The sequence below is a fragment of the Streptomyces sp. NPDC002232 genome (genome assembly GCF_042890295.1).
Lineage (GTDB): Bacteria > Actinomycetota > Actinomycetes > Streptomycetales > Streptomycetaceae > Streptomyces.
Window position 1 is genome coordinate 727,771 of record NZ_JBIARV010000004.1, and the last position, 22,637, is coordinate 750,407.

22 protein-coding genes are annotated in these 22,637 nt (G+C 72.4%); 14 read left to right on the forward strand and 8 right to left on the reverse strand.

Translation table 11 applies throughout. The features are described 5' to 3' along the window. Window positions 1-11: 11 nt before the first annotated feature. The 3 genes from ACFYXU_RS21215 to ACFYXU_RS21225 all read right to left on the reverse strand — a co-directional run bounded on the left by ACFYXU_RS21215 (window position 12) and on the right by ACFYXU_RS21225 (window position 3,097). Window positions 12-1,667 carry a DUF6801 domain-containing protein gene (locus tag ACFYXU_RS21215; RefSeq protein ID WP_389405746.1) on the reverse strand — a complete coding sequence of 552 codons (1,656 nt, stop codon included), beginning with the start codon at window positions 1,665-1,667 and terminating at the stop codon, window positions 12-14. A 62-nt stretch (window positions 1,668-1,729) separates the two neighbouring features. After that, window positions 1,730-2,365 carry a hypothetical protein gene (locus ACFYXU_RS21220; RefSeq protein ID WP_389405745.1) on the reverse strand — a complete coding sequence of 212 codons (636 nt, stop codon included), beginning with the start codon at window positions 2,363-2,365 and terminating at the stop codon, window positions 1,730-1,732. A gap of 102 nt (window positions 2,366-2,467) precedes the next feature. Beyond that, a complete protein-coding gene (locus ACFYXU_RS21225; protein WP_329858369.1) occupies window positions 2,468-3,097 on the reverse strand; it encodes a hypothetical protein in 630 nt (209 codons plus the stop codon). A gap of 575 nt (window positions 3,098-3,672) precedes the next feature. Between ACFYXU_RS21225 and ACFYXU_RS21230 the strand changes: the two genes are divergently transcribed. The 13 genes from ACFYXU_RS21230 to ACFYXU_RS21290 are packed head-to-tail and all read left to right on the forward strand — an operon-like array spanning window position 3,673 to window position 15,705. Continuing rightward, window positions 3,673-4,680, forward strand: coding sequence for an ABC transporter ATP-binding protein (locus ACFYXU_RS21230; protein ID WP_389405744.1), 1,008 nt, complete (start codon window positions 3,673-3,675; stop codon window positions 4,678-4,680). Beyond that, on the forward strand, window positions 4,677-5,441 hold the full coding sequence (locus tag ACFYXU_RS21235) for an ABC transporter permease (protein ID WP_030212814.1): 765 nt from the start codon (window positions 4,677-4,679) through the stop codon (window positions 5,439-5,441). The genes ACFYXU_RS21230 and ACFYXU_RS21235 overlap by 4 nt, the downstream gene beginning before the upstream one ends. Before the next feature lie 3 nt (window positions 5,442-5,444). Next, window positions 5,445-6,251, forward strand: a complete 807-nt coding sequence (locus ACFYXU_RS21240; RefSeq protein ID WP_030689715.1) for an ABC transporter permease — start codon at window positions 5,445-5,447, stop codon at window positions 6,249-6,251. A gap of 1 nt (window position 6,252) precedes the next feature. Continuing rightward, window positions 6,253-7,506: an MCE family protein gene (locus tag ACFYXU_RS21245; protein ID WP_389405743.1), complete on the forward strand. Its 1,254-nt coding sequence runs from the start codon at window positions 6,253-6,255 to the stop codon at window positions 7,504-7,506. Further along, complete coding sequence (locus ACFYXU_RS21250) at window positions 7,503-8,558, forward strand: MCE family protein (protein WP_376510423.1); 1,056 nt, start codon at window positions 7,503-7,505, stop codon at window positions 8,556-8,558. The genes ACFYXU_RS21245 and ACFYXU_RS21250 overlap by 4 nt, the downstream gene beginning before the upstream one ends. Beyond that, window positions 8,555-9,604, forward strand: a complete 1,050-nt coding sequence (locus tag ACFYXU_RS21255; protein WP_389405742.1) for an MCE family protein — start codon at window positions 8,555-8,557, stop codon at window positions 9,602-9,604. Before ACFYXU_RS21250 ends, ACFYXU_RS21255 begins: the two co-directional genes overlap by 4 nt. Beyond that, window positions 9,601-10,626, forward strand: coding sequence for an MCE family protein (locus tag ACFYXU_RS21260; protein ID WP_389405741.1), 1,026 nt, complete (start codon window positions 9,601-9,603; stop codon window positions 10,624-10,626). The genes ACFYXU_RS21255 and ACFYXU_RS21260 overlap by 4 nt, the downstream gene beginning before the upstream one ends. Continuing rightward, a complete protein-coding gene (locus ACFYXU_RS21265) occupies window positions 10,623-11,840 on the forward strand; it encodes an MCE family protein (protein WP_389459236.1) in 1,218 nt (405 codons plus the stop codon). Before ACFYXU_RS21260 ends, ACFYXU_RS21265 begins: the two co-directional genes overlap by 4 nt. Then, window positions 11,837-13,111, forward strand: coding sequence for an MCE family protein (locus ACFYXU_RS21270; protein ID WP_389405739.1), 1,275 nt, complete (start codon window positions 11,837-11,839; stop codon window positions 13,109-13,111). The genes ACFYXU_RS21265 and ACFYXU_RS21270 overlap by 4 nt, the downstream gene beginning before the upstream one ends. Then, on the forward strand, window positions 13,108-13,638 hold the full coding sequence (locus tag ACFYXU_RS21275) for a hypothetical protein (protein WP_376510413.1): 531 nt from the start codon (window positions 13,108-13,110) through the stop codon (window positions 13,636-13,638). Before ACFYXU_RS21270 ends, ACFYXU_RS21275 begins: the two co-directional genes overlap by 4 nt. Beyond that, entirely contained in the window at window positions 13,635-14,351 is a 717-nt protein-coding gene (locus tag ACFYXU_RS21280; RefSeq protein ID WP_389405738.1) for a hypothetical protein, read from the forward strand. The genes ACFYXU_RS21275 and ACFYXU_RS21280 overlap by 4 nt, the downstream gene beginning before the upstream one ends. 26 nt (window positions 14,352-14,377) lie before the next feature. Further along, window positions 14,378-14,920, forward strand: coding sequence for a nuclear transport factor 2 family protein (locus ACFYXU_RS21285; RefSeq protein ID WP_389405737.1), 543 nt, complete (start codon window positions 14,378-14,380; stop codon window positions 14,918-14,920). Window positions 14,921-14,970: 50 nt separating this feature from the next. Next, a complete protein-coding gene (locus ACFYXU_RS21290) occupies window positions 14,971-15,705 on the forward strand; it encodes a hypothetical protein (RefSeq protein ID WP_389405736.1) in 735 nt (244 codons plus the stop codon). Between the two features lie 106 nt (window positions 15,706-15,811). Here ACFYXU_RS21290 and ACFYXU_RS21295 read toward each other — a convergent pair whose 3' ends face one another. The 5 genes from ACFYXU_RS21295 to ACFYXU_RS21315 form a co-directional block, all read right to left on the reverse strand. After that, on the reverse strand, window positions 15,812-16,579 hold the full coding sequence (locus ACFYXU_RS21295; RefSeq protein ID WP_389405735.1) for a class I SAM-dependent methyltransferase: 768 nt from the start codon (window positions 16,577-16,579) through the stop codon (window positions 15,812-15,814). Window positions 16,580-16,797: 218 nt separating this feature from the next. After that, entirely contained in the window at window positions 16,798-17,466 is a 669-nt protein-coding gene (locus ACFYXU_RS21300) for a pyridoxal 5'-phosphate synthase (protein WP_376510406.1), read from the reverse strand. 31 nt (window positions 17,467-17,497) lie between these two features. Further along, window positions 17,498-19,441, reverse strand: coding sequence for an ABC transporter permease (locus tag ACFYXU_RS21305; protein WP_389405734.1), 1,944 nt, complete (start codon window positions 19,439-19,441; stop codon window positions 17,498-17,500). Between the two features lie 93 nt (window positions 19,442-19,534). Further along, the gene (modA, locus tag ACFYXU_RS21310) at window positions 19,535-20,350 is read right to left on the reverse strand and encodes a molybdate ABC transporter substrate-binding protein (protein ID WP_376510402.1); all 816 of its coding nucleotides are present in this window, start codon (window positions 20,348-20,350) and stop codon (window positions 19,535-19,537) included. A gap of 92 nt (window positions 20,351-20,442) precedes the next feature. Further along, the gene (locus ACFYXU_RS21315) at window positions 20,443-20,832 is read right to left on the reverse strand and encodes a helix-turn-helix transcriptional regulator (RefSeq protein WP_361392273.1); all 390 of its coding nucleotides are present in this window, start codon (window positions 20,830-20,832) and stop codon (window positions 20,443-20,445) included. A 270-nt stretch (window positions 20,833-21,102) separates the two neighbouring features. Between ACFYXU_RS21315 and ACFYXU_RS21320 the strand changes: the two genes are divergently transcribed. Beyond that, window positions 21,103-22,632 (forward strand): PucR family transcriptional regulator, encoded by a 1,530-nt coding sequence (locus ACFYXU_RS21320; protein WP_389405733.1) that lies wholly within the window; start codon window positions 21,103-21,105, stop codon window positions 22,630-22,632. Window positions 22,633-22,637 lie beyond the last annotated feature (5 nt).

A 22,637-nucleotide genomic window follows, 5' to 3' on the forward strand; every position in this document is an offset into this window, starting at 1 on the left:
GGTGGGGTGGATCAGCGCTCGGGCTTGGGGACCACGTACGGCTGGAGGTCCTCGGTGCACTGCGGATCGTCGGTGGGCACTTGGTTGAGCACGGTGCAGGTCTGACCCTGCATCTGCTTGAGGTAGTTGCCGGATCCGGAGATGGAGGCGGTGAGGAGACGGTCGAGGTTCTCGCCCCCCTCGGTGACGCAGCCCTTGAACGCCGGGATGGTCACCTCGCCCTTCAGGGGTCCGCCGGTGGTCAGCTGGTAGCCCTGGGCGTTGCCTCCGACGGGGATGTAGCCCCTGCCGAGCATCACCAGGTGCTTCCCGGGGTACCGGGCGGGCTCGGGCTCGGGCGAGCTGAGCGAGGTCTCCGTGCGGCAGGAGGGGCCCACGTCCAGGGTGACGCCGTTGACCTCGACGTCGAGGACGCGCAGGACGAGGGGCGCCCGGACGGTGTTGTCCAGGTAGTTGTCACCGGTGGCGAAGATGGCGCGGAACAGCGTGCCGATCGTGATCGGGCCCGTCTGCTCCAGGACCATGGTCGCCGTGACCGGCGCGAAGCCGAAGGTCAGGAGGGTGGAGGTGAAGGGCGGGGTCTGTTTGCGCCCCTGGTAGGAGAGATTGGCCGTCGACGGGGTGAAGAACTGGAACTCGCCGTCCGGCACGGGGGTGGAGGGCGGCTCCGGCAGGCCCTGCTCGATCAGGAGACAGGACAACGGGATGAGCGAGGCTCCGTTCAGCTTCCTCACGTTGGAGTAGCCGGTGATGTACGCCGAGAGCGACACCGGGGTCGGGTTCTCGGTGATGCAGGGCGGCGCGGCCGGCCGGGGCGGCGGAGTGCCGGGTGGGGTCTCGTCCGCCGCCCGTCCGCGCTCCGGCTGCCTGGGGCTCCGCGGGTCCTTCGGAGCCTGCTTCCCGGTCCCGTCGGGGGTCCCCGGACTCGCCGGTGCCGGACGGTTCGACGGGAGCGGGGGCGGCGGACCGACCGTCGTGGAACCGGACGGCGAAGGGGAGGCCGGGGACGGAGAAGGCGTGCCGGGTTCCCCGGTGGGCCCGTCGGCGCCGACCGGAACGGTGGCGAGCACCGTACGCCCCTCCGCGTCCCGGCCGGGTACGCAGCTGACGGAGAGGGCCGCGGGGGTGGTGGCCGCGCCGTCGGACGTGCTCGGGGCCAGGTCGATCCCCAGGGCCTGGGCGGTGAGCGTCAGACCGCCCGCCTCGGCTGTCGTCAGGGACGGCACGTCACCGGTGGTGGTGAGCACGAGGGGCCCCTCGGCGGGGACGGCGACGGGCTCCGCCGTACCGCTCCAGGTGACCTCCGCGCGCTGTTCCTTCTGGGCCACCCCGACCGCGAGCCGCGTCTCGGCCCGGACGGTGGCGGCCTGGAGCGCGGTGAGTTCGGCCACGGCCGCCGCGGGCAGCTCGACCGTCGTGGTGACGTCGGTGGGCCGGATCTCCTCGCCCACGGCGACCCGTTCGGGGAAGCTCGCCGTGATCCGTACCGTCGCGGACTGCTGCCCCGAGGGCAGGGTGCAGACATAGGGGAGCGCGGCGTCGACCTTCAGCGTCCCGACGGCGACGGCCGCGGCCGGAAGCAGCGGGGCGAGCGCCACGAACGCGGCGATCGTCGCGCCGCGCGCGCGGACGCGGGAGGGTCGAGGGGTGGGCCGTGGGCCTCTCATCTGGTGCTCCGCTCGGGTCGTTCGCGAACGCGTGAGGGTGTGTCCCGCCGGCAGGGCGGGATCTACGGGTGGGAGCCGACGACGGTCGGGACGCCGCCGGTACCGGCAGCCCTGACCAGGTAGTCGCCCCGGAGGACGGGCCGGGCGCCGAGCGGGGCGAGGTCGCCGCAGTTGAGCGACTCGACGACGGTGAGCTCGCCGTCGGTGGACGCGACGGCCAGCTTGCCCGTGGCGTTGGCGTAGGTGACGGAGGCCCCGCCCCTCACCCGGAAGACGCAGGCACCGAGGGTCGTCCGGAAGTCGACGCCGGTGAGGTGGCCCGTGGTGGTGGAGGTAGCGGCGGCGTAGTCGTGCGCCACGACGCTCCACGGAGTGGAGGTGGGCAGGGTGGGACTCCCCAGCACGCTGGTGCAGGGCGTCCCGGGCGCACCGAAGGTGACCGAGGTGAGGGACCCGACGGCCGCCGGGTTTCCCGAGGCGCTCCGCAGGGTGCCCGAAGCGGTCGACTTCGAGCACGTCATGATGAAGCCGTTGAGGACGAGCGTCACGTGCCCGGTGGCGGTCGCGGAGACGGCGACAGGCGATCCGCTCACCGTCCAGACCGTCGAGGGCTCCGCCACGGCCGGGACCGCCGCGAGGACGGCCGAGGCCGCGGCCGCGCCGGCGGCGGTGGCGAGTTTTCCGATCGGCTTCTGCATGGCCCGGGAGGTCTCCTTGGTGATGGGCGGCGGGCGTGAACCCGAACGGGCCGCGTCCGCCCGGCCGGGATCGCCGGCCGGGCGGACGCGGGTCCTGCGTCCTTACGGGTTGGAACCGACGATCGTCGGGATGACGTTGCCCGCCTTCACGAGGTAGGTGCCCTTGAAGGTGGGCTTGGCGCCGACCGGCACGGCGGAGCCGCAGTTGGTCGCCGAGACGACGGTGAGCTCGCCCGCGACGCTGTTGACGGCCAGCGCGCCCGTCGAGTTGGTGTACGTTCCGGAGGCCTTGCCCGTCACGCGGAAGACACAGGCGCCGACGGTCACCTTGGCGTCGACGTTGCCGACGTAGCCCTTGGTGACGCCGGTCCCCGCGGTGTAGTCCTGCGCCACCACGGTCCACGGCGTGGTCGCGACCGTGGTCACGTTGCCGAGGACGCTGGTGCAGGGCGCGCCCGAGGCGCCGAACGCGATGGAGCTGATGGAGGCCACCGTGGCGGGGTTGCCGGTGGCGCTCGCCATCGTGCCCGCGGCGGTCGACTTCGTACACGTCATGGCGATGCCGTTGACGCTGAGGACGACGTTCCCGCTGTTGGCCGCGGTGAAGCTGGCCGGCGTGGGGTTGACGGTCCAGACCGTCGACGGCACCGCCGAGGCGGGCGCCGCGGCGAGGGCGAACGCGGCCGAGGCGGCTCCGGCGACGACGGCGAGCTTTCTGATGGGCTTGTTCATGGCTCTGGGACTCTCCTTGGGGATTGACCGGCAGAGGGGTGGCCGCGGTGGGGGTCGAGCGGCCGGCGGCTCGTCATTTCTCGGCCGCGAAACGAGACGTTACTTGCGGGAAACTTAGCTGAACAATGGCGGAGTCCAAGATTCTTTGGAGTTCTCGCATTGCCTGTCAAGTGGGTGAGCGATGACGGGAATCCCCTTGGTTCCGTGGTGCGCAATGTCGACAATTCTGATCGATCGCCGGGGCCTTCCCCTGCTCTTCTCGGTGACAAGAGCGGAAGCGGAATTGTCTCCCGCGTGACAACTCGTCCGGCGTCAGGTCCCGTACCGGGAAAACTGGGATTCCAGTATTGCCGCGAGAGGTTACTCGGCCGTAGCGTTCCCGGGGCGGCGCACCGTCGCAGGTCGGCGCAGCTCTGTGTCTCCGCGGAGACAAGTGCCGACCCCGACCTTGTCTCCGCGGTGACAAACAACGGGAGCGGATCAAGAAAAGTGGCACCCGCCTATTGTCCGGATGATCCGGACCGACTTAACGTGCGCCCGCGGCGCACACCCGACGCACGCTTGCTGGAGGTGGGATGGGAATCGAAGTAGTCGTTGAGGGTCTGACCATGTCCTTTGGCAAGCAGAACATCTGGCAGGACGTGTCGCTGACCCTGCCGGCCGGAGAGGTCAGCGTCATGCTCGGCCCTTCGGGAACCGGTAAGACGGTCTTCCTGAAATCGCTCATCGGACTGCTGAAACCGCAGCAGGGCCGTGTCCTCATCAACGGTGTCGACATGGTCAGCAGTCCGGAACGCGACATCTACGAGACCCGGAAACTCTTCGGCCTCATGTTCCAGGACGGCGCCCTGTTCGGCTCCATGAGTCTCTTCGACAACATCGCCTTCCCGCTGCGCGAGCACACCCGCAAGCGCGAGTCCGAGATCCGCCGCATCGTCATGGAGCGGATCGAACTCGTCGGCCTCCTGGGCGCGGAGGGCAAACTGCCCGGCGAGATCAGCGGCGGCATGCGCAAACGCGCCGGACTGGCCCGCGCGCTCGTGCTCGACCCGCAGATCGTCCTGTGCGACGAGCCGGACTCCGGACTCGACCCGGTCCGCACCGCGTACCTCTCGCAACTGCTGATCGACCTCAACGCGCGGATCGACGCGACGATGCTGATCGTCACCCACAACCTCGACATCGCCGCCACCGTCCCCGACAACATGGGGATGTTCTTCCGGCGCAGGCTCATCACCTTCGGCCCCCGCGAGGTCCTCCTGACCAGCGAGGAACCGGTCGTGACCCAGTTCCTCGCCGGCCGCCGCGAAGGACCCATCGGCATGTCCGAGGAGAAGGACGCCGCGCTCCTCGCCGCCGAGGCGGAGAACTCCGCCGCCCGATCGACGACACCCCGCGTCATCGTCCCGCAGCTGGAGCCGTCCCCCGGACTGCCTCCCCGCGCGGCCGTCACCCGCCGCAGGGAGCGGGTCCTCGGCATGCTCGACCAGCTGCCGCCGGCCGCCCGCACCGCCATCCGCGACACCTACGCGCGCACCGACACGGCCCCCACCCTGACCCTGCCGGCCGGGAGCGGCTCGTGATCACGGGGGCGCTGCGGCAGACCGGCCGCCTCTTCGCGCTCGCCGCCGAGGTGAGCCGGGCCGTCTTCCGCAGGCCCTTCCAGTTCCGCGAGTTCATCGAGCAGTTCTGGTTCGTCGCGAGCGTCACCATCCTGCCCGCCGCGCTCGTCTCCATCCCCTTCGGCGCCGTCATCGCCCTCCAGGTCGGCTCCCTCACCCAGCAGCTCGGCGCCCAGTCCTTCACCGGCGGGGCCAGCGTCCTCGCCGTCATCCAGCAGGCCAGCCCCCTCATCGTGGCCCTCCTGATCGCCGGCGCCGGCGGCTCCGCGATCTGCGCCGACCTCGGCTCCCGCAAGATCCGGGAGGAACTCGACGCGATGGAGGTCATGGGCGTCTCGCCGGTGCAGCGGCTCGTCGTCCCGCGCGTCCTCGCCACCATGGCGGTCGCCGTGCTCCTCAACGGCATGGTCTCCGTCGTCGGCACCCTGGGCGGCTACTTCTTCAACATCGTCCTCCAGGGCGGCACCCCCGGCGCGTACCTCTCCAGCTTCTCCGCCCTCGCCCAGCTGCCGGACCTCTACATCAGCGAACTCAAGGCGCTCATCTTCGGGTTCATCGCCGGCATCGTCGCCGCCTACCGGGGGCTCAACCCCCGCGGAGGCCCCAAGGGCGTCGGCGACGCCGTGAACCAGTCCGTCGTCATCACCTTCATGCTGCTGTTCTTCGTGAACATGGTGCTGACGGGCATCTACCTCCAGATCGTCCCGCCGAAGGGAGGCTGACCGATGGCCTCCCCCTTCGTGTGGCTCGACCGGTCCGGCGACCAGCTCCTGTTCTACGTCCGCGCCCTCCTCTGGATCCCGCGCACCCTGCGCCGCTACCTCAAGGAGGTGCAACGGCTCCTCGCCGAGGTCGCCTTCGGCTCCGGCGGACTCGGCGTCATCGGCGGCACCATCGGCGTCATGATCGCGATGACGCTGTTCACCGGCACCGTCGTCGGCCTCCAGGGCTACGCGGCCCTCGAACAGATCGGCACCGCCGCCTTCACCGGATTCGTCTCCGCGTACTTCAACACCCGCGAGATCGCCCCGCTCGTCGCCGGACTCGCCCTCTCCGCGACCGTCGGCGCCGGATTCACCGCCCAGCTCGGCGCCATGCGCATCAACGAGGAGGTCGACGCCCTGGAGGGCATGGGCATCCGCTCCATGCCGTACCTGGTCACCACCCGCATCATCGCGGGCGTCGTCGCCATCGTCCCGCTCTACGCGGTCGGACTGCTCTCGTCCTACCTGGCCTCCCGCTACGTCACGGTCCTCTTCAACGGCCAGTCGCAGGGGACCTACGACCACTACTTCAACCTCTTCCTCTCCCCGACGGACGTCCTCCTCTCGGTGCTGAAAGTGCTGATCTTCAGCGTGATGGTGATCATCGCCCACTGCTACTACGGCTTCCGCGCCTCCGGCGGACCCGCCGGCGTCGGCATCGCCGTCGGCCGCTCCGTGCGCAACGCCATCGTGCTGATCAGCGTCACCGACTTCTTCCTGTCGCTGGCCCTCTGGGGCGCGACCACGACCGTGAAGGTGGCGGGGTGAGATGAGCGACTCACGTGCCGAGACCGTCCGCCGCCGGTTCGCCGGCGTCGTGTTCCTGCTGGTGCCCGTCCTGCTCGCCTCGCTCGCGGTCGCCGTCTACGACAAGCAGTTCACCGACTCCGACCCGGTCACCGTCGAGACCGGCAGCGTCGGCAACGAGATGCACCTCGGCGCCGAGGTGAAACTGCGCGGCGTCGTCATCGGCGAGGTCCGCGCCATCGACGCCATCGACGGCGGCGCCCGGCTCACCCTCGCCATGCGCCCCGGGACCCTGCGCCACGTCCCCTCCGACGTACGCGCCCAGATGCTGCCCACGACCCTCTTCGGCGAACGGTTCGTGGCCCTCGTCCCGCCGGCCGGCGCCTCCCCGGAGCCGCTCGGCCCCGGAGCCGTCATCCCCGAGGACCGCTCCAGCAACGCCGTGGAACTCCAGCAGGTCCTCGACAACGTCCTGCCCCTGCTCACCGCCGTCCAGCCGCAGAAGCTGTCGGCCACGTTGTCCGCCGTCTCCCGCGCCCTGGAGGGCCGGGGCGACAAGCTCGGCGACACCCTCGCCGAACTCGACGCCAACCTGCGCGAGTTCAACCCCCACCTGCCCGCCCTCACCCGCGACCTGAAAGAACTCGTGAAGGTCAGCCACCTCTACGCGGACGCCGCCCCGGACATCGTCACGGCGCTCACCGACTTCACCACCACCAGCGGCACCCTCGCCGAGAAGGAGGGCGAGTTGGCCGGGACCTTCGGCGCCACCACCCGCACCGCCCAGGACCTCACCGCCTTCCTGCGGCAGAACAAGGACAACATCATCCGGCTCAGCGCCACCAGCCGGCCCACCCTGCAACTGCTCGCCGCGTACTCCCCGTCCTTCCCCTGCACCCTGCGCACCCTCGCCCAGTTCGTGCCCGCCATGGACAAGGCGCTCGGCAAGGGCACGAACCAGCCCGGACTCCACGTCGAGGTGACCACCGTCCCCGCCCGAGGCGGCTACACCCCCGGTCGCGACGCCCCCTCGTACGGCTCCGGCGGCGGCCCGCACTGCTACCCCGTCCCGTACCTCGGCGTCCCGGCCGCACCCGCCGCGCGGGCGAGCGCCGCGGCCGACCAGCAACTCGGCCCGGCCAACTCCCCGCAGGAGAACTCCCTCGTCAACGAACTCCTCGCACCCGCCGCCAAGAAGGCCCCCGGCGACCTGCCGGACTGGAGCAGCCTGCTCGCCGGCCCCGCCTTCCGCGGCGCGGAGGTGACCCTCCGATGACGACCCGGCCCACCCACACACGCCGGCGCGGCCTGACCGGCACCGTCCTGAAGTCCCTGGCGTTCGTCCTGGTCACCGCCCTCGCCACCACCGTCCTCGGCTTCAGCATCGCCAACACCGGTGTCGGCTCCGCCACCCGCACCTACAAGGCCCTGTTCACCGACGTCACCGGCCTCGTCGAGGGCGACTCCGTGCGCATCTCCGGAGTGAAGGTCGGCGAGGTCACGGACGTCCGCGTCGTCGAGCGCCGCACCGCCCAGGTCACCTTCTCGGTCCGCGAGGACCGCACCCTGCCCCGGTCGGCGACCGCCGCCGTCAAGTACCTCAACATGGTCGGCCAGCGGTACGTCTCCCTCGACCGGGGCGCCGGCGACCTCACCGGCACCCTGGAGCCGGGGGACACCATCCCGCTCGACCGCACCACCCCCGCGCTCGACCTGACCCTCCTGTTCAACGGGTTCAAGCCGCTCTTCGAAGGACTGTCGCCCGCCGACGTCAACGACCTCGCCGGCTCCCTCGTGCAGGTCCTCCAGGGCGAGAGCGGCACCGTCGACAGCCTCCTGCGGCACATCGGCTCCCTGACCACCACCGTCGCCGCCAAGGACAAGGTCATCGGCGAGGTCGTCACCCACCTCAACACCGTCCTGACCACCCTCAACCACCGCGAGGCCGCCTTCGGAGACCTCGTCGTCACCCTCCAGAAGCTCGTCACCGGCTTCAACACCGACCGCAAACCCCTCGGCGAGGCCGTCAAGGCCATCGGCGACCTCACCACCACGACCGCCGGACTCCTCCAGGAGGGGCGCGCCCCCCTGAAGAAGGACATCCGCGAACTCGGCCGGCTCTCCGGCACCCTCGGCGAACACACCCCCAGCATCGAGAGGTTCCTCGCGAACACCCCCGGCAAGATGACCGCCCTCGCACGGCTGTCCTCGTACGGATCGTGGTTCAACCTCTACCTCTGCGAGGCGCGCGTGAGCGGCGTGGGGACCTCCGACGGCTCCAAGCCGCCGACCGGCATCGCCGTGACCGAGGCGAGGTGCCGCGCATGAGCTCCCGCCCCCGGATCAAACCGGTCAAGGAACGCAGCCCCGTCGCCGTGGCCCTCGTCGGACTGCTGCTCCTCGCCCTCCTGGCCGCCCTGGCGTACAACGTGGAACGGCTCCCGCTCGTCGGCGCGGACACCGCCTACAGCGCCGACTTCACCGAGGCGGCCGGACTCGACACCGGCGACGAGGTCCGCATCGCCGGGGTCAAGGTCGGCAAGGTCACCGGCGTCGCCCTCGACGGCCCGAAGGTCAAGGTCACCTTCGAGGTCGGCGACGCCTGGATCGGCGACCGCTCGACCGCCGCCATCGCCATCAAGACCCTGCTGGGCGAGAAGTACCTCGCGGTCGACCCGCTGGGCTCCGCGCCGCAGGACCCCGGCACCCGCATCCCGCGGTCCCGCACCACCTCCCCGTACGACGTGACGCAGGCCTTCCAGGACCTCAGCGGCACCGTCGACGCCATCGACACCGAGAAGCTGGAGGAGAGCTTCCGGACCATCTCCGACACCTTCAAGAACTCGCCCCCGCACGTCCGCAACGCCGCCAACGGCCTCTCCGAGCTGTCGAAGTCCGTCTCCAAGCGCGACACGCAGCTCGCCCGGCTCCTGGAGAACAGCAAGAAGTTCACCAAGACCCTGGAGGGCAAGAAGTCCAGCTTCGAGATCCTCCTGGAGGACGGCGGATCGCTGCTCGGCGAGCTCAAGAAGCGCCGCGAGGCCATCCGCGCCCTGCTCAAGGGCAGCAGGGAGCTGGGCACCGAGCTCAGCGGCCTCGTCGGCGACAACGACAAGCAGCTCGGCCCCACCCTCAAGGCCCTCAGCCGCGTCACCGGCGTCCTGGAGAAGAACAGCGGCCAGCTCGACAAGACGCTCGCGCTCATCGGCCCCTACTACCGGCTCGTCGGCAACACCCTCGGCAGCGGCCGCTGGTTCGACAGCTACCTGTGCGGTGTGGTGCCCCGCACCTATCTGCCCGAGGCCTCCCAGCCCAAGACCGGATGCCTGCCGCCGAAGCCCGCGGCCCAGGCCAAGGGGAGCGGTGAACGATGACCAGACCCAGGAAACCGCTCGTCGCCGGAGTCGCCCTCGCGGTCCTCGCCGCCTGCGGCCTCGTCGCCGTCCGCGTCCTCGACGACGACGGCATCCGCGTCACCGCCTACTTCGACCGGGCGGTCGGCATCTACGCCGGATCCGACCTGCGCGTCCTCGGCGTCCGCGTCGGAGAGGTGGAGTCCGTGGAACCACAAGGGACCCGGGTCCGCGTCGAACTCCGCCTCGACGAAGGCGTACGCGTCCCCGCCGACGCGCGCGCCCTCGTCGTCGCCCCAAGCATCGTCGCCGACCGGTACGTCCAGCTCACCCCCGCCTACACCACCGGCCCCGCCCTCGCCGACGGCGCCCAGCTGCCAGCCGCCCGCAACCGCACCCCCGTCGAGATCGACCAGCTCTACGCCTCGATCACCGAGCTGAGCGACGCGCTCGGCCCCGACGGCGCCAACTCCGCCGGAGCCCTCTCCGAACTCCTCGACACCGGAGCGAAGAACCTCAAGGGCAACGGCACGGCCATCGGCACCTCCATCGAACAGTTCGGCAAGGCCGCCAAGACCCTCGACGGCAGCAGCGAGAACCTGTTCGCCACCCTAGGCCAGCTCCAGACCTTCACCACCATGCTCAAGAAGAAGGACGGCGACGTCCGCACCGCGCAGGAACGCCTGGACGAGGTCGTCGGGTACTTCGCCGAGAACAAGGACGACCTCGCCGGCGCCCTCAAGGAACTCGGCAAGGCCCTCGCCCAGGTCAAGACGTTCATCAAGGACAACCGGGGCGAGCTCAAGAAGAACATCGACCGGCTCGTGCCCCTCACCCAGACCCTCGTCGACCAGCGGGCCTCCCTCGCCGAGGCGCTCGACGTCGCCCCGCTCGCCGCGGGCAACGTCGTCAACGCCTACAACAAGGACACCCGCACCCTCGACGGCCGCGCCAACCTCAACGAGATCAGCATGGGCGGACCGCTGCTGCCGCTGCCGGTCACCGGCGGCGCGTCGGCCGGCACCGGAGAGGGGGAGCGGTGAGACGAGAAGCCCTGCCCTCCCGGAAGGCAGCCGGAGCCGCCGCCGTCGGAGCCGTGGCCCTCGGCCTCGGCATCGCCGTCGTCCTCGGCGCGGTCCCCGTGCCCTCCGTCCGGTTCGACGGCATCGAGGACCTGCCGCTGCCCGGAGGAGCCGACCTCGGCTCCCACCCCTACACGGTCACCGCCGAACTCGACGACGTGCTCAGCCTCGTCCCGCAGTCCGCCGTCAAGGTCAACGACGTCGCCGTCGGCCGCGTCACCGCCATCGACCTGGGCACCGGCACCTGGACCGCCCGCGTCACCCTGGAGATCAACGGCGACGTCCGGCTCCCCGCCGACGCCGGCGCCCGCCTCGAACAGTCGAGCCTCCTCGGCGAGAAGTACATCCAGCTCGTCGCCCCGCGGAAGGACACCGGCGCACGCCTCACCGACGGCAGCGTCATCCCGCTCGCGCGCACCAGCCGCAACACGGAGGTCGAAGAGGTGTTCGGCGCCCTGTCCCTCCTGCTCAACGGAGGCGGCGTCAACCAGCTCAAGACCATCACCCGGGAACTCAACGCCGCCCTCGGCGGCCGCGAGCCCGAGGTCCGCTCCATGCTGAACCGCGTCAACACCCTCGTCACCACCCTGGACGCCCACCGCGGCGACATCACCCGCGCCCTCGACGGCGTCAACCGCCTCTCCGCCACCCTCGCCGGCCGGAAGAAGGACGTCGACACCGTCCTCACCGGCCTCTCACCCGGCCTGAAGACCCTGGAGAACCAGCGGGGCTCCCTGCTCACCATGCTGCGGGCCCTGGACACCCTCTCCGACGTCGCCGTCGCCACCGTCGACGCGAGCAAGAAGGACATGATCGCCGACCTCAAGGCCCTCGCGCCCACCCTGACCGCCCTCGCGGACGCCGGCGCCGACCTGCCCGACTCGCTCCAGGTCCTCCTCACGTATCCCTTCACCGACGAGGTGATGCGCGGCATCAAGGGCGACTACCTCAACACCTATCTGCACCTCGCCGCCGCCCCCGGCACCGAGGTCATCCCGCCCCTGATCCCCCGGCCCGACCCCTTCCCGCCCGCGCCCACCACCCCACCGGGCTCCTCCGCCCGAGGGCGGGCCGGAGCGCACAGCGCCCCCTCGGCCCTGCCGCTTTCCGCCGTCACCACCGGCACCCCGGCCGCACCCGCCACCACACCCCAGGACGGAGGCGAGAAGCGGTGATCACCCGCACCGTACGGCTGAAGAACCTCGCGTTCCTCGTCATCGCCGTACTCGTCCTCGGCTTCGTCGGCATCCGCTACGCCGACCTCGGCCGCTACGCCGGCGTCGCCGACCACTACACCGTCCGCGTCCACCTCGCCCGTACGGGAGGCCTGTTCACCCACTCCGACGTCACCTACCGGGGCGTCTCCGTGGGCCGCGTCGGTGCCATCGACCTCACCGCCGACGGAGTCGTCGCCGAACTCCGCATCAAGAACTCGGCGCCCCTCATCCCCGCGGACGCCCGCGCCGTCGTCGCCGGACTCTCCGCCGTCGGCGAGCAGTACATCGACCTGCGCCCCGAGAGCGACGGCGCCCCCTACCTCGCCGACGGCGCCCGCATCGAACAGGACGACACCGAAGTCCCGGCGCCCGTCACCGACGTCCTCGCGAGCATGGACGACCTCACCCGCTCCGTGCCCCTCGACTCCCTGCGCACCGTCGTCGACGAACTCGGCAAGGCCTTCGAGGGACACGGCGACGACCTCCAGGTCCTCCTCGACAGCGGCAGCCGGTTCGTCCAGGCCGCCGACCGCTCCCTGCCGGCCACCACCCGCCTCATCGACGACGGCGAGACCGTGCTGCGCACCCAGGCCGACGAGAGCCGCGCCATCCGCGACTTCGCCACCGGAGCCCGCGACCTCGCCGCCACCCTGAAGGGCTCCGACGCCGACCTGCGCCGCCTCCTCGCCGTCACTCCCGACGCGACCGGACAGGTCAGCGGCCTGCTGCGCGACCTCGACCCCAGCCTGAGCGTCGTCCTCGCCAACCTCCTCACCACTTCGGAGATCGCCGTCACCCGCCAGCGCGGCACGGAGGAACTCCTCGTGAAGTTCCCGGCGGCCGTCTCGGCGGGAGCCACCACCGTCGACGGAGGGCACGTGAACTTCGGCATGGCCGTCACCTTCTTCAAACCGCTGCCGTGCACCGCCGGATACGGAGGCACGCGCTACCGCAACGGACTCGACCTGGGGACCGCGCCCGCCCTCAACACCGGCGCCTCCTGCACCGCCCCCGCCTCCACCGGGGTCAACGTCCGGGGCTCGGCCCACGCCCCCGGCAGCGGCCGCGTCCCCACCCCCGCCCGGCCCGGCTCCCTGCCCTCCGGCGGGGCGCGCACCACGCCCGGCACCCAGCAGGCCCTGCCCGGCGCGCTCGCCCTGGCCGGCGGAACCGCCGGACCGACGGACATCGCGGGCCTCCTCGGCCTCACCTCCGGGAGCACCCGATGAACCGCGCCAAGATCCTGGCCGCCGCGGCCCTCGCCGTCGCCCTCGGCTTCTGCGGGACGGGCGCCTGGACCTACGCCCAGGCGCGCACCGACGAGGAGATCGGCTTCAGCAGGGAACGCGACACGGCGCTCGCCGAGGGCCGCAGCCGCCTCACCGTCCTCAACACGCTCGACGCCTCGACCCTCGCCCGCGCCGAAGCCGGCATCAGGGCCTGGCGCGAGGCCTCCACGGGACCGCTCCGCACCGAACTCGGCCGCACGACACCCGCGGTGGGCGCCTCGGCGCGCGCCACGGTGACCGAGGCGGCGCTCACGGCGCTGGACGCGCGGGCCGGTACGGCGAAACTCATCGCGACGGTACGTGTCGACGTCACCCCGCGCGGAAGCTCCGCCGCGACGTCCGACCGCAAACGCCTGGAGGCCGTCCTGACCCGCACGGACGACGACACCTGGCGGGTCGCGGCCCTGAGCGCGGTGCCGGTCGCCGGGGCGGACAAGAGCGGGACCGAGAAGGGCGGGAACGAGTGACGCGTCTGCTGCGCAGGACGAAGACGGAGACCGCCAGGGAGGCGGATCGGGAGGCGACGGAGTCCACGGAGCCGACGGCGTCTGCGGAGGCGACGGAGTCCACCGAGACGACAGACCCCACGAAGTCGACGGAATCCACCGAGCCGCCGGAGGCCGAGGCGGGGCCGGAAGCCGAGGCGCCCCAGGCGACCGTGGCCGCCCCGCGCCGCTCCGCCGCCCTCCGGAGCCGTATCGCCCTGGCCGCGGGCCTTGTCGCGCTGGTCCTCGGCGGGAGCTGGTTCTTCCACGAGGCCCACCAGCTCCGCACGACGCCCTCGGCCCGCAACCACGCGCTCACCGACACGGCCGCCACCGACCGCGTCAGCGGTGACGTCGCCGACGGCCTGGCCCGGGTGTTCTCGTACACCCCGGCCGACACGGACGCCGCCGAACGCTCCTCCCGCACCGTGCTCGCGGGGCGCGCAGCCCGCCAGTACGCCGAACTGCTCGCCCAGGTCCGCGCGAACCTGGTGGACCAGCGCATCACCCTGTCCACCCAGACCGTCCGCACCGGCGTGATCGAGCTCGACGGGAACAGCGCGCGCCTCCTGGTCTTCCTCGACCAGACCTCGCGCCGCGACAAGGCCGCCGCCACGTCCGCCGCGGCCCAGCTCACCGTCACCGCCGAGTACCAGGGAGACCGGTGGCGGATCGTCGACATCAAGGCCCGCTGACCATGGGCGGGAGACAGGAGAACCCCATGCAACGCCAGGTCCGTGCCTCGGCGGGGAAGCGGCCTGCCCTGGCCGCGGCCCTCGTGCTCACGCTCGTCGCGGGCGGTTTCGCGGCCTGGGAGGGCCGGAGCTGGTACGCCGCGGCCCACGACGACTCCGCGGCGTACGCCGCGCAGCGCGACCGGGCGCTCGCGGCGGGGGAGCAGGCCGTGCAGAACCTCAACACGCTCGACCACCAGCGCGTGGACCAGGGACTCGACCTCTGGGAGACCTCGACGACCGGCGAGCTCCATCAGCAGCTGGTCGACGGGCGCAAGGAGTTCACCAGCCAGGTGAGGACCGCGAAGACGGTGACCACCGCCCGGGTGCTGTCCGGGGCCGTCACCGAGCTCGACGACCGCGCCGGCCGGGCCCGGCTGCTGGTCGCGCTGCGCATCACCGTCACCACCCCTGACAGCAAGAGCTCGGAGAAGGACAGCCGCATGCTGGGCGAACTCACCCGCACCGACGGCCAGTGGAAGCTCAGTGCTCTGGGGCAGGCCCCCGTGGGCGGCACGGCGACCGGTTGACCGGACCGTCCCGTCCGCGCGAGCCACCAGCACCCGAAAGGACACCCACGATGCCGACGCCCCGTCACCACCTCAACCGCCAGCGCCGCCGCCAGGCCCTCTCCGACCCTCCGGCCCCCGGGCCGAGGGCCCACGCGGCGAGGGCCCACGCGCCCGTCGCCCTCCTGCCGGAGCCCGAGCCCGTGTCCGAGCGGGAGCCCGAGGAGGAGCTCGACGCGGACACCCCGGCCCCGGCCCGGGCCACCGCGCGCCGCCGCCGGTTCTCCCCGCTGGTGGTGCTCTGCCTCCTGACGCTCCTCCTGGGAGCGTTCGCCGGGTGGGCGCACCACCGGGCGAGCGGGCTGCGGGACGATCCGGCACGCGGCAACACGGCCCTCACCGACCTCGCCCGCACCAGTGAGATCAAGGGGCAGACCGCCGCGGCCGTCGCGGCGCTCTTCTCGTACGACCACGCCGACACGGCGCCCTTCGAGCGCGCGGGCAGGACGCTCCTCACGGGCAAGGCGGTGGCCCAGCACAAGGCGCTGTTCGGCGGGGTGCTGGCGCAGGCGGCCCGGCAGAAGACGGTGATCACCACGACGGTCACCGACAGCGCCGTCGAGCGGATCGACGGCGACCGGGCCAGGGTCCTGGTCTACGCCGACCAGAGCAGCGTCAGCACGGCCGGGACCGGCAAGGCGAAGAGCGCCGACCAGGGGGTCTACGCGGGGGCGATGTTCGCCCTGGACATGGTGCGCCGCGACGGCCGCTGGCTCGTGGAGAGCATCGACACCTTCGGCCGCTGACGGCCGCCCCCGAAGGAGGCACCGCGGGAAGACCGGGCCGGGGCGGGCGCGGTCAGGCGGCCCCGGGGCCCGCCGGACGGGCCCGATCCGCGGTCCCGGCTCCGGGTCACGGCACCGCGCGGACGACGACGAGGGAGCCCTGGTAGGAGGGCCGCGTCCGCAGGTGGCCGAGACGCTCGTCCCAGGCGCCGGACTCCAGGTCGTCGCGCAGGGTGCGGTCGAAACGCTCACGGGCGTCGTCGCCGACGAAGCTCCAGGCCGAGCAGGGCTGTCGGGCCGCGGGATCGAGCAGCAGCTCGGGGCGGCCGTAGTACGCCTCGTTGAAGGCGTCCGTGCAGTCGAGCGGGATCGGCACGGCCTCGACGGAGATCGTGCCGCCCAGGGCCTCGGCGATCTCGGCGACGGGCGGGTGCCTGCGGGCCTCGGTGTCGAGGACGTCCGGGGCGTACGCGTCCAGCCAGAAGTCCCGTACGCGTGCCGGGTCGCAGGTCAGGACGGTGACCGGGCCGCGCGTCACGCGGCGCATCTCCCGCAGTCCCGCGGTGACGTCGCTCCACTGGTGCACGCTGAAGAGGGTCATCGCAGCCTCGAACTCGCCGTCGGCGAAGGGCAGGTCCTCGGCCACGGCGTCGACGGCGACGGACCGGCCGGGCGGCCGCCGCGCGCGCATGGCGGCCGACGGTTCGACGGCGGTCACCGTGCCGCCGACCCCCTCGTACGAACCGGAGCCCGCGCCCACGTTCAGCACGGACCGCGCCCCGCCGAGGGACCGGGCGATGAAGCGGGCGATGCGCTCGTCGGGCCGACGCGGCGCCACGGAAACGGAACCGCCCGCCCGGTGATCGACGCTGCCGTCGTGCGTACGGGTCGTCATCTGCCTTACCTCGCCTCGTGAGCAGGAACAGCGCGAGCGGACGCCGGCCTCCCCCGGGGGGACCGGACCTGCTCGGCGCCGCCGCTTCGGCGGGCGCGCCACCATCCTGTATTTGCGGGGAGTGCTTGCGCAATCACCTCATGGATGCTTGGTGCATCACCCAGATCGGGGCGTTTCCGGGGTGTGGAGCTTTGGAGGTGCGAACAGGAGGACGGGCGTCAGGGCCACAGCCGTCGGCGCTCCCAGCCGGACGGCTCCCGCTCGTACCGGAGCCGTACGTGATCGCGGCTCCGGGCGGCCTGCCAGAACTCGACGACATCGGGGACCAGGCTGTACAGGGTCCAGGCGGGGTCGACGAGGTCCGGCCGCTCCTCGATCCGGGCGAGGCTCTCCCGGAGCGCGCGGTCGCGGGCGTCCGGGTCGGTGAGGTAGCGGCTCTGCCGGCCGAGCAGCGCCTCGGCGCGCGCGGTGTCGGAGCGGGCGAGCAAGTCCGCCGCGGCGCGGTCCGCCGGCTCGGCCCGTACCGCTCCCCGGACGCGGACCTGGCGGCCGAACTCCGCCCAGTAGAAGGTGAGCGCGGCGCGGGGACCCCCGGCGAGCTGGACTCCCTTCGGGCTGGCGGCGTGGACCGCGAACTGGAAGCCCGAAGGACCCACGTCCTTGAGGATCAGGACACGGGCGTCGGGGTCCCCCGTCTCGTCCACCGTGGACAGCGTCATGGCGTGCGGGTCCGGGAGCCCCGCGTCCACGGCGGTGGTCAGCCACGCGAGGAACAGCTCGGAGGGTTCGGCCGGAGCCGACGCGGGAGCGAAATCGGGCAACGGGCGGTCGAAGACCTCGATGCCGCGCAGCCAGTCGCGCACGGACGCGGAGCCCTTCTCGGGCATGTGCTTCTCCCCATCTCCTGGCGGGTGGTGGTCAGAGGGCGACGACGGTCGCCTCGGTCGCCTTGACGCTCGTCCAGACGGACACCCCGTCGGCGAGGCCGAGTTCTGCGGCGGCCTGCGGGGTGATCTCGGCGACGAGGTCGGGGGCGGCGTCGGAGGTGATGAGCACCCGCAGCCGGCTCCCGCTGGCCGTCATCTCGCGTACGGTGCCGGGCCAGACGTTACGGGGGCTGCCGACGGGCTTCTCGCGGTGGACGGACACCGCCTCGGGCGCCACGATCGCGAGCGCCGGGGTGCCGGCCGGCGGCGGATCGGCCGCGACCAGGGTGCCGCCGCCCTTCAGCGCGAGGCCCTCGGCCGTCGCGGTGCCCGGCCACGCGTTGCGGCCGAGCATGCGGGCGACCCAGGGGGAGCGGGGGTGGCGGGACACCTCGGCGGGGCCGGCGTCCTGGAGCGCGCGGCCCTCTTCGAGGACGAGCACCCGGTCGGCGAGGGAGACGGCCTCGACGGGGTCGTGGGTGACGATGAGGCAGACGCCGCCGAAGCGCGCGAGGTGGGTGCGCAGGGTGTGGCGGACGTGGCCGCGGGTGGTCTGGTCGAGGGCGGCGAGCGGCTCGTCGAGGACGAGGAGCCGGGGGCGGGCGGCCAGGGCCCTGGCCAGGGCGACCCGCTGCGCCTGCCCTCCGGAGAGCTGTCCGGGGCGGCGGTGCGAAAGGTGGCCGACGCCCAGCCGGTCGAGCCAGCGCTGCGCCTCGCGCCGCGCCGAGGCGCGGGCGACGCCCTGGGCACGCAGTCCGTAGGCCGTGTTGGCGAGCGCCGACATGTGCGGGAAGAGGGCGCCGTCCTGCGGCACCCACGCGACCCGCCGCCGGTGCGGGGGCAGGGCGGTGACGTCGGTGCCGCCGAGGGTGAGCTCCGCGTGCGCCCGGGGGGTGAGCCCCAGGAGGGCGCGGAGCAGGGTGGTCTTGCCCGCGCCGTTGGGGCCGACGACGGCGATGGTGGTGCCCGGCTCGGCGTCGAGCGTGAGCCGGGTGAAGCCGGTGACCTCGGCGTGCAGGGCCCAGCGCTCCCCGGACTCCCCGGAATCGGTGGGGACGTCGGCGGCCTCGGCGGGCGGTTCCCCCGGGGCGTCGGTGCCGGTTTCGGGGGCGGGCCGGGAGGCGCGGCCCGCCGGGGTGCCGGTCCACCGTCCGCGCAGGGCGACGAGGACGGCCATGGCGATGGCGAGCAGGAGCAGGGAGACGGAGGTGGCCGCCTCGGGCTCGTCCTGGAGGAGCAGGTAGACGTGCAGCGGCAGGGTCTGGGTGGTGCCGGGCAGATTGCCGGCGAAGGTGATGGTCGCGCCGAACTCGCCCAGGGCGCGGGCCCAGGTGAGGGCCGCGCCGGCGACGACGCCGGGCGCCACCATGGGGAGCGTGACGGTGAAGAAGACGCGGACGGGCGAGGCGCCGAGGGAGGCGGCCGTCTCCTCGTACCGGGGCCGGAGCCCGCCCAGCGCGCCCTCCAGGCTGATGACCAGGAACGGCATGGCGACGAAGGTCGCCGCGAGGACGGCACCCGAGGTGTGGAACGGGAGCGTGATCCCGAACGTCGACTCCAGCCACGGGCCGAGGAGCCCGCGCCGCCCGAAGGCGAGCAGCAGGGCGACACCGCCGACCGTGGGCGGCAGGACCATCGGCAGCAGCACCAGGGAGCGGACGAGCGCCTTGCCGGGGAACCGCACGCGGGCGAGGAGCCACGCCAGCGGCACCCCGAGCAGCAGCGAGAGCCCGAGCGCCCAGAACGAGACGAGCAGCGAGAGCTTCAGCGCCTCGACCGTGCCCGGGGACGTCAGGTGTCCGGCGAGCTCGCTCCACTCGGTCCGTACGAGGATCCCGACCAGGGGCAGCGTCAGGAACGCCACGGCCAGCAGCGCGGGCACGGCCAGGGTGAGCGGCGGACGCGCACCGGGCCTGCGCGCGGCGGTGTGTTTCATCGAGAGACCCCGCAGAGAGACGACATGAGGACGAGGGTCTGTCCGTTCCCCCGGGACGGACAGACCCTCGTGATCCGAACGAGCCGCGATCCGCTACGGCTTCTGGAAGCCGGCGTCCTGGAGGATCTTCTGGCCCTCGGGCGAGGACAGCCAGGCGACGAACGCGGCGGCGGCGTCGGCGTTCTTCGAGTCCTTCAGCGTGGCGGCCGGGTACTCGGCGATGGCGTTCTGCGCGTCCGGGATCTCGACGGCGTCGACCTTGTCCTTGGCGCTCTCGGCGTCCGTCTTGTAGACGAGACCGGCGTCGGCCTCGCCGAGCTCGACCTTGCTGAGCACCGCGCGCACGTTCGGCTCCTGGGAGACCGGCTTCACGGTGATCTTCTGGGCGTCGAGGACCTTCTTGCTGTACTTGCCGGCCGGGACCTCGGGCGCGGCGAGGACGACCTTGAGCTTGGTGTCGGCCAGGTCCTTGAGGCTGTCGACCTTCTGCGGGTTGCCCTCGCCGGTGGCGATGACGAGCCGGTTCTTCGCGATGACGGCCGGGGTGCCCGTGTCGGCCTTCACCTTGTCCATGCTCTTGGTGTCGGCGGTGACCAGGACGTCGGCGGGGGAGCCCTGCGCGACCTGGGCGACGAGCTCCTGCGAGCCGGCGAAGGAGAAGGTGAGCTTCGTGCCCGGGTGGGACTTCTCGTAGGCGGCGCCGGCCGTCTTGAAGACGTCGGTGAGGGAGGCCGCGGCGAGGACCGTGAGGTTCGCCTTCGGCGCGGCGCTCGGGGAGCCGGAGGCCGTCGAACCGGCGTTGTCCTTCTTGGTGTCGTCGCTCGAACAGGCGGCGAGCGGGACGAGGAGCGCGGCGGTGAGGACGGCGGCGGCCGTACGGCGTCTGGCGGGCGTGAAGGTGAGGGACATGAGGATCTGAATCTCCTTGGGGACGTACGGGAAACGGGTGGAAGGCCGGCCGCGCCGACGGCCGATGTCCTGGGGTGCTGCGTGACGGGTGGTCAGGTGCGGTCGATGTGCACGCTGGTCGATTTCACGCGGGCGGTGGCCTGCATGCCGACTTCGAGTCCCAGTTCCTCCACGGCCTCACGGGTGAGGAGGGAGACCAGGCGGTGCGGTCCGGCCTGGATGGTCACCTGGGCCGCGATGTCACCGAGCTTGATTCCGGTCACGATGCCCGGGAAGGCGTTGCGCGCCGAGGTGTAGGACGCGTCGTCTTCGTCGCTCTGGCCGATCTCCTTGGAGAACATGGCGAGCGACCTGCCGTCGATGACGCGCCGCCCGCTCTCGTCGCGGTGCGTCGCGACCCGGCCGGCGTCCGCCCAGCGCCGCGCGGTGTCGGGACTGACGCCCAGCAACCGCGCGGCCTGCCCGATCGTGTAGGACTGCATGTGCCACACCGTAGGGCGCGCTTCCTCTCATCTGCAACAACGCCGTAGGACTCTCCATCGCGAATGCGAGATGCCTTGGAGAAACGTACGGGGTGGCCGGCGGCGGGCTCGGGAGGCACGTGGAGATCCTCCATCCCGGTCCGCCCGATCCTGGGGGAACATCCGAGAGGTATTTCGCCCCCTTCTCTTGGCACCTACGATGAAGCGACTCGTATTCGCCTGGTGAATGTGAGGGGCGGGCCCGGCCCGTGAGCACCCAAGGAGTTCCGCATGCAGGTCGATCACCTTCTCCGTCTCGACCGTCTCGACCTCTCTCTGGTCTGGGGGGACGAGGCGCTCCTCGGCCAGGAGATCGGCGGAGTGACCTCGACCGATCTCGAGGACCCGGCGCGGTTCCTCCAGCCGGGCGAGGTCGTCCTCAGCGGTCTCGTGTGGTGGGCGCGGGACGGCGATCCGGCCAAGACCGACCGCTTCGTCTCCGCCCTCAGCGAGGCGGGCGCGGTGGCCCTGCTCGCCGGGGAGGAGACGCACGGGGAGGTGCCGGAGGAGCTCATGGAAGCCTGCCGGAACCACCGCATCGCGCTGCTCGGCGTCCCGGCGCACACCAGCTTCCGCGCCATCACCGAGGCCGTGTACCTGCGGCAGTGGGGCGAACTGAGCCGCCGCCCCACGGACCACTACGCGCTGCCGGAGAACGTGCGGGTCGACCTCGACCGGGCCCTGGAGCGGGGCGCGCCGCCGAGCGAACTGCTCGACCTCGCCTTCGCCCACCTCGGCACCCCCGCCTGCCACCTGCTCAGCGGCAGCGGACGTACGGTCGCCCGGACCACCACCGCACCGGAACTCCCGCCCCGGCGCGCGGTGGAGACGCTGCGCGGGCGGCACGGCGCGACCGTACGGATCGAGGCCGACGACAGCGTCTTCGACGCCTGGTACCTGCACCTTCCGGAGGACGGCCAGGCGCCGCCCCGGATCCTGCACGAGATCGGCGAGCTCGTCGGCCGCCACCGCCGCCGCCACGACCGGCGCACGGCACCCCGCAGGCGCGCCCAGGAGGCACTGGTGGCCCGGGTCTGCGCGGCGTACGGGGAGGTGAACGGCCTGGAGGAGGCGCTCCGTTCCTGCGGGCTCGACGCCGCCCCCGCGTACACCGTGGTCGTCGCCGCCTCGGGCGGTTCGGGGGACCGGGACGACGCCGCGGCGGCGCTCACCGAGGCGCTGCGGCACCAGACGTCCGTGGCGTTCGCCGCCGCCGGACTCGGCGAGGGCGAGGCCGTGGCGGTACTGGCCCACGAGCCGGGCCCCGGCGAGGAGGTCCCGGCCCGGCTCCGCGAGGTGTGGCCGCTGCTCCACGCCTGCCGGCCCGGCGCCGCCCTGCACGCCGGACTCAGCGACCCCGTCCGCAGGCCGGCCGACCTCCGGGGGGCCCTCGCCCAGGCCCGCTACGCCCTGGAGGGCGCCCGCTCCACCGCGCCGGGGGCCGCCCGCGTGGCGCGCCTCGCCGACCTCGGGGACCTCAGGACACTGCTCGCCGGCGTCCCGGCCGACGTCCGGGCGGTGTACCTGGACACCGTCCTCGGGCCGCTGCTGCGTGAGGGCAAGGGCTCGCACGCGACCCTCCTGGAGACCCTGGAGGTCTTCCTGGCGCACAACTGCTCCTGGGCCAGGACCGCGGAGGCCCTGCACCTGCACGTGAACACGGTCCACTACCGCATCGACCGCATCCAGGCCCTCACCGGCCGCGACCTCTCCCGTCTCGACCACAAGCTCGACCTGCGGGCGGCGCTGCTCTGCCGCTGAGCGGG

Coding starts and splice junctions, on each gene's coding strand:
- ACFYXU_RS21215 (WP_389405746.1), bottom strand. CDS start 1,667: ATGAGAGGCCCACGGCCCACCCCTCGACCCTCCCGCGTCCGCGCGCGC.
- ACFYXU_RS21220 (WP_389405745.1), bottom strand. CDS start 2,365: ATGCAGAAGCCGATCGGAAAACTCGCCACCGCCGCCGGCGCGGCCGCG.
- ACFYXU_RS21225 (WP_329858369.1), bottom strand. CDS start 3,097: ATGAACAAGCCCATCAGAAAGCTCGCCGTCGTCGCCGGAGCCGCCTCG.
- ACFYXU_RS21230 (WP_389405744.1), top strand. CDS start 3,673: ATGGGAATCGAAGTAGTCGTTGAGGGTCTGACCATGTCCTTTGGCAAG.
- ACFYXU_RS21240 (WP_030689715.1), top strand. CDS start 5,445: ATGGCCTCCCCCTTCGTGTGGCTCGACCGGTCCGGCGACCAGCTCCTG.
- ACFYXU_RS21245 (WP_389405743.1), top strand. CDS start 6,253: ATGAGCGACTCACGTGCCGAGACCGTCCGCCGCCGGTTCGCCGGCGTC.
- ACFYXU_RS21250 (WP_376510423.1), top strand. CDS start 7,503: ATGACGACCCGGCCCACCCACACACGCCGGCGCGGCCTGACCGGCACC.
- ACFYXU_RS21255 (WP_389405742.1), top strand. CDS start 8,555: ATGAGCTCCCGCCCCCGGATCAAACCGGTCAAGGAACGCAGCCCCGTC.
- ACFYXU_RS21260 (WP_389405741.1), top strand. CDS start 9,601: ATGACCAGACCCAGGAAACCGCTCGTCGCCGGAGTCGCCCTCGCGGTC.
- ACFYXU_RS21275 (WP_376510413.1), top strand. CDS start 13,108: ATGAACCGCGCCAAGATCCTGGCCGCCGCGGCCCTCGCCGTCGCCCTC.
- ACFYXU_RS21285 (WP_389405737.1), top strand. CDS start 14,378: ATGCAACGCCAGGTCCGTGCCTCGGCGGGGAAGCGGCCTGCCCTGGCC.
- ACFYXU_RS21290 (WP_389405736.1), top strand. CDS start 14,971: ATGCCGACGCCCCGTCACCACCTCAACCGCCAGCGCCGCCGCCAGGCC.
- ACFYXU_RS21295 (WP_389405735.1), bottom strand. CDS start 16,579: ATGACGACCCGTACGCACGACGGCAGCGTCGATCACCGGGCGGGCGGT.
- ACFYXU_RS21300 (WP_376510406.1), bottom strand. CDS start 17,466: ATGCCCGAGAAGGGCTCCGCGTCCGTGCGCGACTGGCTGCGCGGCATC.
- ACFYXU_RS21305 (WP_389405734.1), bottom strand. CDS start 19,441: ATGAAACACACCGCCGCGCGCAGGCCCGGTGCGCGTCCGCCGCTCACC.
- modA (WP_376510402.1), bottom strand. CDS start 20,350: ATGTCCCTCACCTTCACGCCCGCCAGACGCCGTACGGCCGCCGCCGTC.
- ACFYXU_RS21315 (WP_361392273.1), bottom strand. CDS start 20,832: ATGCAGTCCTACACGATCGGGCAGGCCGCGCGGTTGCTGGGCGTCAGT.
- ACFYXU_RS21320 (WP_389405733.1), top strand. CDS start 21,103: ATGCAGGTCGATCACCTTCTCCGTCTCGACCGTCTCGACCTCTCTCTG.